Annotated in this window: 11 protein-coding genes and 1 tRNA gene; 2 read left to right on the forward strand and 10 right to left on the reverse strand. The window is 61.7% G+C overall.

Annotated elements, in window-relative coordinates:
- Positions 1 to 27: 27 nt before the first annotated feature.
- The 10 genes from CY658_RS06475 to CY658_RS06525 all read right to left on the reverse strand — a co-directional run bounded on the left by CY658_RS06475 (position 28) and on the right by CY658_RS06525 (position 14,102).
- Positions 28 to 3,180: a type I restriction endonuclease subunit R gene (locus tag CY658_RS06475; RefSeq protein ID WP_101489361.1), complete on the reverse strand. Its 3,153-nt coding sequence runs from the start codon at positions 3,178 to 3,180 to the stop codon at positions 28 to 30.
- A complete protein-coding gene (locus tag CY658_RS06480; RefSeq protein ID WP_101489362.1) occupies positions 3,177 to 4,049 on the reverse strand; it encodes a GIY-YIG nuclease family protein in 873 nt (290 codons plus the stop codon). The genes CY658_RS06475 and CY658_RS06480 overlap by 4 nt, the downstream gene beginning before the upstream one ends.
- Positions 4,046 to 5,428: a restriction endonuclease subunit S gene (locus CY658_RS32415; RefSeq protein WP_143713620.1), complete on the reverse strand. Its 1,383-nt coding sequence runs from the start codon at positions 5,426 to 5,428 to the stop codon at positions 4,046 to 4,048. The genes CY658_RS06480 and CY658_RS32415 overlap by 4 nt, the downstream gene beginning before the upstream one ends.
- Entirely contained in the window at positions 5,425 to 7,167 is a 1,743-nt protein-coding gene (locus CY658_RS06495; protein WP_101489365.1) for a type I restriction-modification system subunit M, read from the reverse strand. The genes CY658_RS32415 and CY658_RS06495 overlap by 4 nt, the downstream gene beginning before the upstream one ends.
- 165 nt (positions 7,168 to 7,332) lie before the next feature.
- Positions 7,333 to 7,408, reverse strand: a tRNA-Thr gene (locus tag CY658_RS06500).
- 25 nt (positions 7,409 to 7,433) lie between these two features.
- Complete coding sequence (locus CY658_RS06505; protein ID WP_056571748.1) at positions 7,434 to 8,447, reverse strand: class 1 fructose-bisphosphatase; 1,014 nt, start codon at positions 8,445 to 8,447, stop codon at positions 7,434 to 7,436.
- Between the two features lie 132 nt (positions 8,448 to 8,579).
- Positions 8,580 to 11,291 carry an aminopeptidase N gene (gene pepN, locus CY658_RS06510; RefSeq protein ID WP_101489366.1) on the reverse strand — a complete coding sequence of 904 codons (2,712 nt, stop codon included), beginning with the start codon at positions 11,289 to 11,291 and terminating at the stop codon, positions 8,580 to 8,582.
- Positions 11,275 to 11,964 (reverse strand): HAD family hydrolase, encoded by a 690-nt coding sequence (locus tag CY658_RS06515; protein WP_101489367.1) that lies wholly within the window; start codon positions 11,962 to 11,964, stop codon positions 11,275 to 11,277. Before CY658_RS06515 ends, pepN begins: the two co-directional genes overlap by 17 nt.
- A gap of 3 nt (positions 11,965 to 11,967) precedes the next feature.
- Positions 11,968 to 13,072, reverse strand: a protein-coding gene (gene prfB, locus CY658_RS06520) for a peptide chain release factor 2 (protein WP_099791691.1) whose coding sequence is annotated in 2 segments (ribosomal slippage) — positions 11,968 to 12,990 and positions 12,992 to 13,072 — 1,104 coding nt in all. Because the reading frame shifts where the segments join, the coding sequence is not laid out codon by codon here.
- A 214-nt stretch (positions 13,073 to 13,286) separates the two neighbouring features.
- Complete coding sequence (locus CY658_RS06525) at positions 13,287 to 14,102, reverse strand: MetQ/NlpA family ABC transporter substrate-binding protein (protein WP_101489368.1); 816 nt, start codon at positions 14,100 to 14,102, stop codon at positions 13,287 to 13,289.
- Between the two features lie 236 nt (positions 14,103 to 14,338).
- Between CY658_RS06525 and CY658_RS06530 the strand changes: the two genes are divergently transcribed.
- Both CY658_RS06530 and CY658_RS06535 read left to right on the forward strand, forming a co-directional pair.
- Entirely contained in the window at positions 14,339 to 15,208 is an 870-nt protein-coding gene (locus tag CY658_RS06530) for a methionine ABC transporter ATP-binding protein (protein ID WP_101489369.1), read from the forward strand.
- Positions 15,201 to 15,863, forward strand: coding sequence for a methionine ABC transporter permease (locus tag CY658_RS06535; protein ID WP_099791685.1), 663 nt, complete (start codon positions 15,201 to 15,203; stop codon positions 15,861 to 15,863). The genes CY658_RS06530 and CY658_RS06535 overlap by 8 nt, the downstream gene beginning before the upstream one ends.
- The last annotated feature ends 38 nt before the right edge of the window (positions 15,864 to 15,901 follow it).

The raw sequence follows: 15,901 nt of genomic DNA on the forward strand, positions 1-15,901 counted from the left end.
CCGAGAGGCCCGAAGCGATTCATCTGGCTAGAGGGGGGCAGGGCCGCTTGAGGCGTACTGCCCGCGTGCCCTCAGTGCCTCATACAGCTGAGCTGGTCCGAGAAGAATGTCCTTGAGCCCATTGCGTACTCGGTCCGAGTCCAACGCCTGCGTGCTCATGGTCGTGTTCGCTGCGAAGGCGTCCATGATTGCACTCAGCAATTCGGCGGCAAGGTCCGGGGAGTTGGCGAACTGGCCTTTCGAGTTGTTCATTGCCTGTTGCACAAGCACGTCCGACTCCAACAGCTTGCCCTTGAGAACGTTGTTCACATAGACCAGTTTGTCGTCGTCTGTCAGTTCGCCTTCGAACAGGTCGTTCACCTTGGCGACGATCTCTGAGAGCAACTCCTTGACCTTGTCTTGCACCTCGCCCGCACCCGTCTCGGTCAGCGGCTGTAGCTTGTATACGGCCCCAGGTTCGTGCAAAGCCAGATGGCGCTTTCCATCGTCCTTGAGCTTGTGGTGTGTCAGCACCACTTTCGACATGTCGATCCCTTCGCGTTCGCGACCGAAATCAAGCAGGGGCAGCAAGCGCTTGAAGAAGATGGCCCGCTTCTCAAGGCCCGTGCTGCCGTAGTCGAAGACTTGACTCAAGAAAGCATAGACGCGCATGAAAGCGCCTAGATCGCGCCTGAACAGCGTCAAAGCGTCCAGCGTGTCCTTGGCATCCTGTGTCGCCTTGGTGTCCTTGCTGGCTGCGGATACCTCGCTGTCGAGCAAGACCTTGCGCGCCGCCTTGAATTGCTTGAGCAGCCGATCTGCCACGGGTTCGATAGCCGAGACCAACATGGCTTGGGTGGCCTTGGGATTCGTCTCTGCCAACGCGACACGCTCCACTTCGAAATCGTCGTAGTGGCCTGATGCGTCCAGCTTGGCGCGCAGATCAAACACCAGATTCGGGTCGGTCACACCGGCCAGTTCGGCTGTCGCGTAGTAGGTCTTGAAGGCCGCCAGCACCTCGTCGGGGTCGTTGACGAAGTCGAGCACATAGGTTGTGTCCTTCACGCCGAAAGGTCCGTTGTAGGCGCGATTCAGGCGAGACAACGTCTGCACCGCCTGGATACCGCCCAGGCGCTTGTCGACATACATACCGCACAGCAGCGGTTGATCAAAGCCGGTCTGAAACTTGTTGGCGACCAACAGGATTTGGTACTCGTCTGTGGCGAAGGCCTCGCGCATATCGCGGCCTTTGAGGTTCGGATTCAGCTGGACGCTGTTCTCCGTGACTGGCTCTGGAATCGACTGCGAGTCATCGACCTCACCCGAGAACGCGACCAGCGTGCTCAAGTGGTAGCCGCTGTCCTTGATGTATTTGTTGACCGCGAGTTGCCAGCGCACAGCTTCGACGCGGCTACCGACGACCACCATCGCTTTGGCATGGCCGTTCAACAGTGGCGCCACGTTCTCGCGGAAGTGCTCCACCACAATCGCGACCTTTTGGCTGATGTTGTAGGGGTGCAAGCGCACCCAGCGCATCAGGTGCTTCATGGCCTCGTTGCGCTCGACCTCCTTCTCGTCCCACTCCTTGCCTTCGTTGGCCAGCTTGAAAGCCAGCTTGTAGGGCGTGTAGTTCTTCAGCACATCGAGGATGAAGCCTTCTTCGATTGCTTGGCGCATCGAGTAGACATGGAATGGCGCTGGCAGGTTGTTCGGCCCAGTGGCTTGTTCCGGATTGGGCCTGCGGCCAAACAGTTCCAGCGTCTTGGCTTTGGGTGTCGCCGTAAAGGCGACGTAAGTGATGCCCGCCACATTCGCGCGGTCGGCCATCTGAGCAGCCAACAGATCTTCGGTACCAAACTCGCCACCATCGGCCAGCTCTTTGAGTTCTTCCGCGCTGAGCACCTGTTTGAGTTTGGACGCCGCATCGCCGGTTTGCGAGCTATGCGCCTCATCGGCGATCACGGCAAAGCGCTTGCCTTGTGTGGCCGCTAGGTCCTGCACCGCCTTGAGCGCAAACGGAAAGGTCTGAATCGTGCAGACCACGATCTTCTTCCCGCCCGACAACGCCGCGGCGAGTTCGCCGCTCTTGCTCTGACTCTCGCCCTTGATGGTGGCGACGACCCCCGCCGTACGCTCGAAGTCAAAGATGGCTTCTTGCAATTGGGCGTCGAGGACGGTGCGATCGCTCACGACCAACACACTGTCGAAGAGCTTCTTGTGCTTGTCGTCGTGGAGGTCGGCAAGGAAGTGAGCGGTCCAGGCAATCGAGTTGGTCTTGCCAGAACCCGCCGAGTGCTGGATGAGGTACTTCTGTCCGGCACCATCCGCGAGAACAGCTGCGAGCAGCTTGCGCGTGGCGTCGAGCTGGTGGTATCGCGGGAAGATGACGCTGGTGACCTTTTTCTTGCTGTCGCGCTTGGTAACGAGATAGCGGCCGATGATCTCAAGCCAACTGTCGGGCTGCCAAACTTGCTCCCACAGATAGGCCGTGCGGTGGCCTTTGGGGTTGAACGGGTTGCCGGCCGCGCCGTCGTCGCCCAGGTTGAAGGGCAGGAAGCTGGTGGTCGGGCCCTGCAACTTCGTGGTCATCATGACCGTGCTGTTGCTGACGGCAAAGTGGACCAGTGCGCCGCGCGGGAACTCGAGTAGCGGCTCGGCCGACGGCTTGCCCTTGGGCTTGGGTTGGCGATCGAAGCGGTATTGGTCAACGGCTTCGTTGACGTTCTGGGTGAAGTTGGTCTTGACCTCCGCGGTAGCAACGGGGATGCCGTTCAAGAACAGCACAAGGTCGATGACATCGTTGTGATTGGTGCGCACTTGCCGAACGACGCGAAGGCGGTTGGCGGCGTAGCGGGCTTGCAGATCAGGGTTCATCGCCAGCGCAGGCTTGAACTGCGCCAGCTTCAGGGGCTCGCGTGCACCGAGCATTTCGATTCCGAAGCGCAGGACTTCAAGCGTGCCTCGCTCGTCGAGTTGCTTGCGCAAGCGGTCTAGCAGAACAGTTTCAGCCGCTGGACCGTGGTTCTTGCCAAGAGCTTCCCATGCTTTGGGCTGGGTTGCCTGTAGCCAGGCGACCAGGTCAGAGGGGAAGAGGGCACGAGGCGTGTCGTAAAGCTGCGCGTTCTCTTCGTAGAGCCAACCATGCGCACCCAGATGGCTGCAAATGTCGTTCTCGAACGCGATCTCTTTGTGCAGGCTCATGCGGGCTCCGTAGTTTGGCGCTTGACTGCGTCCAGCGTTCTGCCATCTTTCGTCTTCCAGTCAATCCAACCGTTGCATGTGCGGCCCAGTAGAGAAAGGCCTGCCATGCTGGGTGACCTGAACAGGTGATCGCGCTCGAAGACTACCGTCTCCCCTTGGGCACGCATTGCGCCCGATTCCAGCAACCGATCACGCAATCTCTCCCCGGCGGTGCCGATGATTGACGGCACGTTGTCTTTGCGCCCGATTGATCCCTTCAGGACAACAAAGCCTTCCTCGGTGTACATGCCACGTCCATTGACACCACTTGCCTTGCAGTAGAAAAGTTCATCGGACGCGACTGCCGATGGAGGCTTGGCGACGGGATCGAAGATCGGATAACCAAGCGTCGCGAGCAGCGAGTGGCCGGTGGAATAGATCTCCAGGCAGTCCGCTTCGAGCGGCGCAGGCGTGTGCGGCTTGCTGCCGCCATTGCCGTTCTCATCGCGATATCGCCCCGCTTTTCGAGCGGCTTGCAGGCAGCACCACTCTAGGAATAGAGCATGCGTCTGTGTCAGGCTGTTGGTTCTTGAAATCAGTATCAGCGCGCGCTCCCAAAACTCTTTCTCCTTGTTGTGCTTCGCGAGCCGCACACGTAGATCGCCCGTCTGTCCTATGTACACCTTGGGGTCGGCGCCATCCTCTGCCTCGCCAAACAAGAAGTACAGGGCGACCTGATCGCTTTCCGGCATCTTTAGGAATGCGGGCAACAAGATGCGTGGCACCTCTATGACTTGCACGATGCGCGTGGTGATCTCGGCAACACGAATGCCACGCGGATCGCCATGTGGCAGAAAGATCTGGATAGTTTTTGGAGTGTCGTTGGTCATGCAACTTCTTCGGGCAAGGCAATGGCATTGCGCACGTCGATCTTGCCGGTGACGGCGGCGGAAATTAGGGAGGCCCGTCGTTCGAGTAGAAGCTCTGTGGCTCTCACGACTTCCGAAATCAGGGCATCAATACGGCTGGTCTCACGGTCCAAGTGCGCACAAATATCCCGTTGTTCTTCCTCGGGTGGAACGCAGAGAACAAACCTCAACAGACTCGATTGCGGCAAGTTGTTCGCCAAGCCGTTCCCACCGCTTAGTGCCTGCTCGATCTGTTCGCGTAGGGCTCGCGAATTTAGGGCCGCGACGAAGAAGCGAGGGTGCATGTGCGGTGCGAGCTTCAGACGAAATATCTTGTCGGACAGCATCAACCTCTCGCGGGTAGAAGTTACATAGGCCGTCGAGCCAACCAGCTCAGGGGAGCCACTTGCGCGAGACATTAGAACGTCACCCACGCGGACTTCGTAGTCGGGTATAGCCGTCAGCTCGGGAGGCAGAGCCTTGTTTTCGTTTTGGTCAAACACCCCTCGATTGACGCAACCGGCTTTTAGTACACCCCACTCTTCTTTCTCTGCGGGTCGTGAAAAGCATTCTGGACTCCAGCCCTGTTCCACCCTTAGAAGCACTCTTCGGATGGCGCAGATCGTCCAGTGTGCAGGTACCTTTCCCAGCCAGTCGACCCCCGAGTTCTTCATCGGCACTGTTGGATTGAGCCCCTTGGTGACGGCGTGGGAGATGATGGCATGGCGTTTTTCCTTTAGCAGCACGATGAGTTTCTGCTGCTCGGTGACCAGCGCGTCGATCTTGGCGGTTTCGTGATCTAAAAAGTGGACTATGGCGTTCTGTTCTGGTATCGAGGGACGGGGGAACTTAAAACTCCGGAATGCGTCTTGCCCCAAGTTCTGCATGCTCGAACTTGTGCCCGCGCAAGCTACTTCCACTTGTGCTCGATACGACGCGGTTCGGCTCCAGTAATGGACGTAGGCGGGATTGGCATGGTGAAAATGCACCTGCCAAAGTCGATCTGGAAGGTACAGATTTCTATAGCTCTGTCGCACAATTCCTGCTATGCCTACGAGACCAGGAGTGTTCATTCGGCTGACGATCAACGTGTTTGCCGTGACTGAGCAGCTTGCGCGCTTGTATTCTTCTGGCAGTACGGCCTTGTTTTCCTTGGGATCGAATTCGCCGTGATAGACGCAACTGGTCTTAAGTACACCGATCTGGTTGTCGACAGCAGGCATGTCGATCGCGTTGACGCTCGTGCCAGACTCAATGCGAGCTATTACCTGTTTCAGAGGGACCGCAGACCAATGCGCGGGTATGTCGCCTAGCCACACCGCGCCGCTTTCCTTGTAGTCAGAGTACTTCGTGACACTCACGTCGTAAGCCTCTTAATCATGTGAAGAATGCGATCGGTAGTTAGCTTCAGTTCGACATCGATCTTTTCCAACGGGCGTGGCGGTTGGAACACATAAAAGTGCCTGTTGAAAGGAATCTCGTATCCCACTTTGGTCTTTTCGTGGTCAATCCATGCATCCGGCGCGTGGGGTAGTACTTCGCGTTTGAAATATGCTTCTACGTCTTCGCTGAGCGGCACGTTTTCCGCGTCACGCAATGTCGAGTCGGGTTGCTGCTTGCCTTTCAGTTTTCCACGTTCGCCGAGCGTCAGCTTCCCGTCGACATCGCGCAACGGTCGCTCTACGGTAATAGTGCGATACCCGAAGTCCTCGTTTCTGAAGATGCGGCTAATCGGCTTCCCATCCCGCTCGGCTTCTATGAAATCACCGAACAGACGAGTGATCTGGTCTATGTGATCATCGCTCAATTCCTTGCGCTTAGATCCGAGGCTCTTACGCATCTTTTGCCACGAGTCAGACGCATCGATTAGTTGCACCTTGCCTTTGCGCGCGGTAGGTTTGCGGTTGCTGACGATCCACACATATGTGCTGATGCCTGTGTTGTAGAACATATCGGTAGGCAGTCCGACGATCGCCTCGCACAGATCGTTCTCCAATATGTAGCGCCGAATTTCACTCTCTCCACTGCCAGCCCCGCCGGTAAAAAGAGGTGCCCCGTTGAGCACGATGCCAAAGCGACTACCACCTTCGCTAGCCGGACGCATCTTAGAGAGCAAATGCAATAGGAACAGCATGGAGCCGTCTGAGACGCGCGGCAGGCCAGGTCCGAAGCGACCATTGAAGCCTTGTTGCTCGTGCTCTTTGCGAACTTCCTTCTCGACTTTCTTCCATTCAACCCCGAAGGGCGGATTGGACAGCATGTAGTCGAAGTGACTGTGCGCGTGTCCGTCGTCGCTAAGGGTGTTGCCGAAAGCAATATTGGTCACGTCCTGCCCCTTGATTAGCATGTCGGCCTTGCAGATTGCATAGGACTCGGGGTTGAGTTCCTGGCCTGACACTGTCAGTCGCGCTTGCGGGTTGTGCTCGGACAAGTACTCGCCCGCCACGCTCAACATGCCGCCGGTGCCAGCGGTTGGGTCGTAGATGGTGCGTACGACCCCGGGCCGGCTCAGGATTTCGTCGTCCTCGATGAAGATCAAGTTCACCATCAGGCGGATGACTTCGCGCGGTGTGAAATGCTCCCCAGCCGTTTCGTTGCTGAGTTCCGCGAACTTGCGGATCAACTCTTCGAAAACATGGCCCATTTGGGCGTTGCTCACGTGATTGGGATGCAACTCGATGTTCGCGAATTTCTCGGCCACCTGGTACAGCAGTTTGGTCTTGGACAAGCGATCGATTTGGGCCTGAAACTCGAAGTGCTCGAATACATCGCGGACGGCAGGCGAGAAGTCCTGCACATAGCTGGTGATGTTCTGGGCAATGTGATCCGCGTCACCAAGCAGGACCCGCATATCCATCGGCGAGGTGTTGTAGAAGGTATGCCCCGACTTCCGCAACAGGAAAGGCTCGGGATTCACACCTGCTCGCTGCTTCTTTTCGAACTCGGCCAGCACGGCTGCCTTCGTGGGTTCCAGCACGCAATCGAGGCGTCGAAGCACGGTAAAAGGCAAGATAACTTTGCCGTAGTCGGATTGCTTGTAGTCGCCGCGAAGGAGTTCGGCCACGGACCAGATGAAAGCGGAGTGGGCGTGTTGATTCATTCTTGTAAGAAGCGGATAGCTGTCATGGCCCGCAGAAGTCTACGAGTTAGGCGCACGGTATGACGTGGGAGCTTCAAGATCACTGCAGGCTAAGGCCTGCACGTCGCAACATCGCAAATGAAAAAGCCCCGTTGCTATCGAGTTGATAGCAACGGGGCTTTTAATTGGTGCCGGAGAGATGAATCGAACACCCGACCTTCTCATTACGAATGAGCTGCTCTACCGACTGAGCTACACCGGCGAAGCCTCAGATTATAGCCAAGAAATCAAGGCTTCTCGGCGTGGTACTGCGTCAAACGCTCCACTTCGTGACGCGAACCCAACATCACGCTCACGCGCTCGTGCAGTTTGGTGGGCTTCAGGTCGAGGATGCGCTGCTTGCCGTTGGTGGCGGCGCCGCCGGCCTGTTCGACGAGCCAGCTCATGGGGTTGGCCTCGTACATCAGGCGCAGCTTGCCGGCCTTTTCGGGCTCGCGCTTGTCCCACGGGTACATGAAGACGCCGCCGCGCATCAGGATGCGGTGCACGTCGGCCACCATGCTGGCAATCCAGCGCATGTTGAAGTCTTTGCCGCGCGGGCCTTCCTTGCCGGCCAGGCATTCGTCGATGTAGCGCTTCACGGGCTCGTCCCAGTGGCGCATGTTGCTCATGTTGATGGCAAATTCTTTCGTATCGGCCGGAATCTGGATGTCTTCCTGCGTGAGCACGAAGCTGCCTTGCTCGCGGTCGAGCGTGAACATGGCCACGCCGTTGCCCACGGTGAGCACCAGGGTGGTCTGTGGGCCGTAGATGCAGTAGCCGGCGGCCACTTGCTGGGTGCCGGGCTGCAGAAAGTCGGCTTCCTGCACGCCGGGGGTGTCGTCGGGCTTCTTCAGCACGCTGAAGATGGTGCCGATGCTCACGTTGACGTCGATGTTGCTGCTGCCGTCGAGCGGGTCGAACATCAAGAGGTATTCGCCCTGCGGGTAGCGGTTGGGCACCACGTGGATGGTTTCCATCTCTTCGCTGGCCATGGCCGCGAGGTGGCCGCCCCATTCGTTGGCTTCAATGAGCACTTCGTTGGCGATGATGTCCAGTTTCTTCTGGATTTCGCCCTGCACGTTCTCGCTCTCGGCGGTGCCGAGCACGCCACCCAGCGCGCCCTTGTTGACGGCCTGGCTGATGCTCTTGCAGGCGCGGGCGACCACTTCGAGCAACAGGCGCAGCTGGCCGGGAATGAGGCCGTCGGCGCGTTGCTGCTCGACGAGGTAGCGGGTGAAGGAGATTTTTTGCTGTGCCATGGGATCTGTCCTATCCAAATGAGAGGGTCTGTTCGTGGAACACCGCGGAACCGGCTTTGCCGGGCCGCTGGTGTTGCCCCCGGTGAGGGGGTTGGAGAAGCGACACGAAGTGCGCGAAGCCTGGGGGAGAGCTCAATTACCGGCAAGGGCGCGGGTGACGACTTCGTGGGTGTCCTTGCTCAGGTCGGGCTTGGCAGCCACGCGGGCAATGGCTTCGCGTGCGGCGCTGCGGTACGGCTCGGCCAGCTTGCTCCAGCGGTCGAGCGCGCGCGCGAGGCGGGCGGCCACCTGGGGGTTGATGGCGTCGAGCTCGATCACGCGTTCGCTCCAGAACACGTAGCCGGCCGCATCGGCGCGGTGGAAGGCGCCGGGGTTGCCGCTGCAGTAGCTGAAGATCACGCTGCGCGCGCGGTTGGGGTTCTTCAGCGAGAAGTCGGGGTGCTTCATGAGCTGCTTCACCAGCGGCAGGATGTCGCCGCCGCGGTCGCTGGCGCCGGCCTGCAGCGAGAACCACTTGTCGATGACCAGCGCCTCGTCCTTGAACATGGCGTGGAAGCGCGCGAGCGCCTGCGCCGCCAGGGTGTGGCCCGACGACACGAGCGCGTTGAGCGCGTTGAAGCGGTCGGTCATGTTGCCCGCGTCCTTGAAGCGCTGCAGGGTCTTGCCAGGCCACACGGTGTCGCCCGAGGTGCGCGCCGCCAGGCACAGGAAGTTGAGCGCCATGCCGGCCAGTGCGCGGCGGCCCGACGAGGTCGGGTCGGGCGTGTAGGCGCCGGTGTCGTGGTTGGCTTCGTACACCTGCTCCCAGTCGGCAAGGAGGGCGGTGGCGAGCTGGGCGCGCATGGCTTCGCGCACGAGGTGCACGCGCTGCGGATCGACCACGTCGAGCTGCTCGGCGATGTAGGTTTCCGACGGCAGCGTGAGCACCAGCTCCTTGAAGGCGGCGTCGAGCTGCGGGTGGCGCAGCACGCTGCGCATGGCGTCGAGGTAGGCGTCGTTCAGCACCGGCGTGGTGTCGGTGGCGTTCGCGGCAATGGCTTGCAGCGCGGCGCGCAGGCCCAGGCGCTGGCCGGCTTCCCAGCGGTTGAACGGGTCGGGGTCGTTGGCCAGCAGGGTGAGCAGCTGGGCGTCGGTGTACGCAAAGTCGAGGATCACCGGCGCGCTGAAGCCGCGCAAGATGGACGGCACGGGCTCGGCGTCCAGGCCCACGAAGGTGATCTGCTCGCCGGCGCGCGACAGCACGATGGTGCGGGTGCCGCGTGCGACGTCGCTTTCGCCGTCGAGCTGCATGGGCAGTTCGCGACCGGTGGCGGCGTCGAGCAGGCCGATATTCAGCGGAATGACGAAGGGTTCCTTGGTCTGCTGGCCCGGCGTGGGCGGGCAGCTTTGCACCACGCTCAGGGTGTAGCTGCGGTTCTGCGCGTCGTACACGCCGTGCGCGGCCAGGCGGGGCGTGCCTGCCTGGCTGTACCAGCGCTTGAACTGGGGCAGGAGGCGCGCCAGTTCGGAGTCGGGGTTGGCGTCGGCAATGGCCTGGGCGAAATCGTCGCAGGTCACGGCCTGGCCGTCGTGGCGCTCGAAGTACAGGGTGATGCCCTTTTCGAAGCCCTGGCGGCCGACCAGCGTCTGCATCATGCGAACGACCTCGGCACCCTTTTCGTAGATGGTGACGGTGTAGAAGTTGCTGATCTCGATGTAGCTGTCGGGCCGCACCGGGTGGGCCATGGGGCCGGCGTCTTCGGGGAATTGGGCGGTGCGCAGTACGCGCACGTCTTCGATGCGCTTCACGGCGCGGGCCGAGGCATCGGCGCACAAATCCTGGCTGAACTCCTGGTCGCGGAAGACGGTGAGGCCTTCTTTCAGCGACAGCTGGAACCAGTCGCGGCAGGTCACGCGGTCGCCGCTCCAGTTATGAAAGTACTCGTGGCCGACCACGCTTTCGATGTTGCTGTAGTCGGCGTCGGTGGCGGTGGCCTGGTTGGCCAGAACGTACTTCGTGTTGAAGATGTTCAGGCCCTTGTTCTCCATGGCGCCCATGTTGAAGTCGCTGGTGGCCACGATCATGAAGCGATCGAGGTCCAGCGGCAGGCCGAAGCGGGCTTCGTCCCACAGCACGGAGTTGACGAGCGAGTTCATGGCGTGCTCGGTCTTGTCGAGGTCGCCGGCGCGCACGTACACCTGCAGCAGATGCTCCTTGCCGTTGCGCGCCTTGATGCGCTGTTCGCGCGCCACGAGCTTGCCCGCCACCAGGGCGAACAGGTAGCTGGGTTTCTTGAAGGGGTCGACCCACTTGGCGAAGTGGCGGCCCTCGGGCAGCTCGCCCTGGTCGACGAGGTTGCCGTTCGACAGCAGCACCGGGTACGCGGCCTTGCTGGCGCGCAGCGTCACGGTGTACATCGCCATCACGTCGGGACGGTCGAGGAAGTACGTGATGCGGCGGAAGCCCTCGGCCTCGCACTGCGTGAAGAAGGTGTCTTCGCTCACGAACAGGCCCATCAGCTTGGTGTTCTTGATGGGGCAGCAGGTGGTGAAGATTTCGAGCTCGAAGGCCCCTTCTTCCGCGGACGGCAGGCCGTCCAGGACGAGCTGGTCGCCTTCCATGCGGAACGAGGCGCCCTGGCCGTTCACGAGCACGCGCGCCAGGTTGAGCTCGTCGCCGTCCAGGCGCAGCGGCTGGGCCGGCACCTCGGGGTTGCGGCGCAGCTGCATGCGGTTGAGCACGCGGGTCTTGGCAGGGTCGAGGTCGAAGGTCAGGTCGACGGTGTCGATCCAGAACGCCGGCGCGGCATAGTCTTCGCGTCGGATGGCAATGGGTTGCCCTTGGGCGTCACGCTGAAGCAGCATCGAGGGTCTCCAGAAAATTCGAATGGGCCAGTTCGTTGTAGTCGCGAACGGCGGCGATCACGTGGGGGCCGGCCAGCTCGGCGGCCGTATGGGTGCTGCACACGGCCACGGCGCGCATGCCGCCGCGGCGGGCCGCTTCGATGCCGAAGGGCGCGTCTTCAAAGACGATGCAGCGCTCGGGCGCCACGCCGATGCGGCGCGCGGCTTCCAGAAAGATCGCGGGCGTGGGCTTGCCCGAAAAGCCTTCGTCGCCGCCGACGATGGCCAGCGGCAGCGGGTCCATCTTCAGGCGCGACATGGCGAACGCGATGTTGTGCTTGTCGCCGGCCGTGCCCACCGCCACCTTCAGGCCGCGTGCAACCGCTGCCTTTGCGAAGGCGGTGAAGCCCGCCACCTCGGTGAAGTTGTCGTGGAAGAGCTCGCGGTAGATCTCTTCCTTCTCGTGCACCATCGCCTGGCACTCGGCATCGGAGAGCTCGCGCTCGAACAGCTCGCGCATGCTCTCGGTGCCGGTGCGGCCCGTGGTGCGCGCGAGGATCTCGCTCACGTCGAGCTTCACGCCGTGGCGCTCCGCAAACGTCACCCACGACCGCGCATGCCAGGGCATGGAGTCGATCATGGTGCCGTCCATGTCGAAGATCAGGGCTTCGACCCTGCCGGTGTTCAGGCTCATCGATCAGACGCCTTGCTTGAGCGACGCTTCAATGAACACGTCGAGGTCGCCGTCGAGCACCTTCTGCGTGGCCGAGACTTCGACGTTGGTGCGCAGGTCCTTGATGCGGCTGTTGTCCAGCACGTAGCTGCGGATCTGGTGGCCCCAGCCCACGTCGGTCTTGCTGTCCTCGAGCTTTTGCTGCTCTTCCTGGCGCTTGCGCATCTCGTGGTCGTACAGGCGCGAACGCAGGCGCTTCCACGCCACGTCGCGGTTGCTGTGCTGGCTGCGGCCGTCCTGGCACTGCACCACGATGCCGGTCGGAATGTGCGTCAGGCGCACGGCCGAGTCGGTCTTGTTGATGTGCTGGCCGCCGGCGCCCGAGGCGCGGAAGGTGTCGGTGCGCACGTCCGAAGGGTTGATGTCGATCTCGATCGAATCATCGATTTCGGGGTACACGAAGATCGAGGCGAAGCTGGTGTGGCGGCCGCCCGACGAGTCGAACGGCGACTTGCGCACCAGGCGGTGCACGCCGGTCTCGGTGCGCAGCAGGCCAAAGGCGTAGTCGCCCTCGACCTTGATGGTCGCCCCCTTGATGCCGGCGGTGTCACCGGGCGTTTCGTCTTCGATCTGCGTCTTGAAGCCCTTGCGCTCGGCGTACTTCAGGTACTGGCGCAGCAGCATGCTGGCCCAGTCGCAGGCCTCGGTGCCGCCGGCGCCGGCCTGGATGTCGACAAAGGCGTTCAGCGGGTCGGCCGGGTTGTTGAACATCCGGCGGAATTCGAGCTGCTTGATGTCGGCTTCGAGCGTGGCGGCGTCATCGGCAATGGCCTGCAGGCCGTCCATGTCGCCGTCGGCCTTCGACATTTCGAAGAGCTCGGTGTTGTCCGACAGCCCGTTGGTGAGCCGGTCGAGCGTGACGACCACGTCGTCGAGCGACTTCTTCTCTTTGCCCAGTTCCTGGGCCTTCTTCGGGTCGTTCCAGACGTTCGGGTCTTCGAGCGATGCGTTGACTGTCCTCAGTCGTTCAGCTTTGGCATCGTAGTCAAAGATACCTCCGTAAATCGACCGTACGGACGCTCAGGTCTGCGAGCATTGCGTCGATTTGGTTGATCTGTTCTGCGTCCATGGGGTGTCCTGACTGTGTGAGGTTGGTGTTCGGGGGAACCCGTCATTTTCTCACGGTCCGCCAACCTTCCCAGGAGCATCCCTGTATTGCTCCTTCCCCCTCTGGGGGAAGGCCGGGATGGGGGCTGCACCCGCATTCGGCGCTGCCCGTAATTTGGCGCCGTCGTGCCCCCMCCCCAACCCTCCCCCGGGAGGGGAGGGAGAAAGCTCCGGGATCAGAACGCCGGAATCAACGCCCCCTTGAACTGCGTCTCGATGAAGCTGCGCACTTCCGGCGACTGGTAGGCCGCCACGAGGCGCTTGGCCCAGGGCTTGTCCTTGTCGGCGCGGCGCACGGCGATCAGGTTGGCGTAGGGGCTCTGGGCCGATTCCTTGATGACGGCGTCCTTGCCGAACGACAGGCCGGCCTTCTCGGCGTAGTCGTTGTTGATGGCCGAAATGGCTAGGTCGTCGAGCGAGCGCGGCAGCTGGGCGGCGTCCAGCGACACCAGCTTGAGCTTCTTGGGGTTGGTCACCACGTCCAGCGGCGTGGCGTTGTTGTTCTTCACGGCCTCGGGCTTGAGGGTGATGAGCTTGGCCTGCTGCAGCAGCAGCAGGGCGCGGTTGCCGTTCGACGGGTCGTTCTGGATGCCGACCGAGGCGCCGTCGGCCAGCTGGTCGATCGACTTGAGCTTGCGCGAGTAGAAGCCCAGCGGTGCGGTGATGGTCAGGCCCACGGGCACGAGGTCGAAGCCGCGCGCCTTGATCTGGTTGTCCAGGAAGGGCTGGTGCTGGAAGGCGTTGGCGTCGAGGTCGCCGGCGGCCAGCGCCGCGTTGGGCAGCTGGTAGTCGTTGAACACCACGACCTGGACGGTCAGGCCGTCCTTGGCGGCGACCTTCTTGACCACCTCGAACACCTGCTCGGCGCTGCCGACGGAAATGCCGACCTTGACGGTGTTCTTGTTGTCCTGTGCGAAGGCGGCGTTGCCCGCGAAAAGTGCGGTGACCAGGGTGGCGAGCACGAGGCTGCGGCGGCGGAAAGTGGAATGCATGGTGGCGCGAAATCGAAAGAAATGAAGGCGCCGAATGTGGCATTGCCGCCGCGGATCGGGAACGAACCAATCCTCATATCGATATGGCATCCACTCGGCTTATGTGGTCTTTCTTATCTGATTTTTCATATAAGCAAGAGCCGATTTGTTCGTTCCCTTTCGGTCTCTTTCTTTACATACTCGGCACCTTTTTGCGAACCTGCGCGATCGCGCCCTTGTGGCCCGCGCCTTCTTTCATGACCTTCCCTTCGCCTGATGCGGCCCGCGGCAACGCGGCGCCGGTCATCCGTCTTCAATCGGTGCAGAAGTCGTTTGCCTTGCCCAGCGGCGAGGTGTTCGATGCCGTGCAATCGCTGTCACTCGAGATCCAGCAGGGCGACGTGTTCGGCCTGATCGGCAAGAGCGGCGCCGGCAAGTCGACGCTGCTGCGCCTCATCAACCTGCTGGAGCGGCCCGATGCGGGCCAGGTGTTCGTCGGTGGGCGCGACCTCACGACGCTCTCGCGCCGCGAGCTGCGCGACACGCGCCAGAACATCGGCATGATCTTCCAGCAGTTCAACCTGCTGCAGAACGCCACGGTGTTCGACAACGTGGCCTTCCCGCTGAAGATCCACGGCCGCCACTCCAAGGCCGAGATCAACGAGCGGGTGCGCGAGTGCCTCGACCTCGTCGGCCTGGCCGAAAAGATCGACACCTACCCGGCCCAGCTGTCGGGCGGCCAGAAGCAACGCGTGGCCATTGCGCGCGCGCTGGCGTCGCGTCCGCAGGTGCTGCTGTGCGACGAGCCCACCTCGGCGCTCGACACCGAAACCACCCGCGCGCTGCTCGAAACGCTGCGCGACATCAACCAGAAAATCGGCGTGACCATCGTGATCGTCACGCACGAGCTCTCGGTGGTCGAGGTGCTGTGCCGCAACGTGGCCATTCTCGAAAAGGGCCGCCTCATCGAGCAGTTCGCCGTCGATGCACCGAGCGAGGAGCGCAAGACCGCGCTGGGCCGCGAGATCGACGAACTGGTGCGCCGCCGCGAACGCGAAGCGCGCGAACCCGTGGTGCCGCGCGTGGCGACCGCACAGCGCAACGCGCAGGAGCTGGCCTATGTTTGAGAACATCACCCCCATCCTTCCCGAGCTGTGGACGGCCACGGGCCAGACCTTCCTGATGCTGGCCATCGGCCTGTCGGCGGCGGTGCTCATCGGCGGGCCGCTGGGCATCCTGCTGTTCCTGCTCGGGCCGGGGCAGTCGCTCGAAAACAAGCCGGCGTTCCTGATCCTCAACTGGATCGTGAACACGGTGCGTTCCTTCCCGTTCATCATCCTGCTGGTGGCGCTGGTGCCGTTCACGCGGGTGATTGCCGGCACGTCCATCGGACCGCTGGCGGCTGCGGTGCCGCTGTCGTTCGCGGCCATTCCGTACTTTGCGCGGCTGGTCGACCAGTGCTTGCGCGAGGTGCCGCGCGGCGTGATCGAGGCGGCCCACGCCATGGGCGCGTCGGAACTGCAGATCGTCTGGCGCGTGCTGGTGGTCGAGGCGCGCTCAGGGCTGGTGCTCGCGCTCACCGTGCTGGCCGTGAGCTTCCTGTCGTACTCGGCGATTGCCGGTGTGGTGGGCGGCGGCGGCATCGGCGACCTGGCAATCCGCTACGGCTACTACCGCTTCCAGACCGACGTGATGGTGCTCACCGTGGCGCTGCTCGTGGTGCTGGTGCAGATCCTGCAGTTCGTGGGCAACACCACGGCGCGCCGGCTCGACAAGCGTTGATGTCTCTTTCTTCTTTCCTTTCTCTTTCTCTGCTCACT

Origin of the sequence: Variovorax sp. RO1, from assembly GCF_002849325.1 — a bacterium.
Lineage (GTDB): Bacteria > Pseudomonadota > Gammaproteobacteria > Burkholderiales > Burkholderiaceae_C > Variovorax.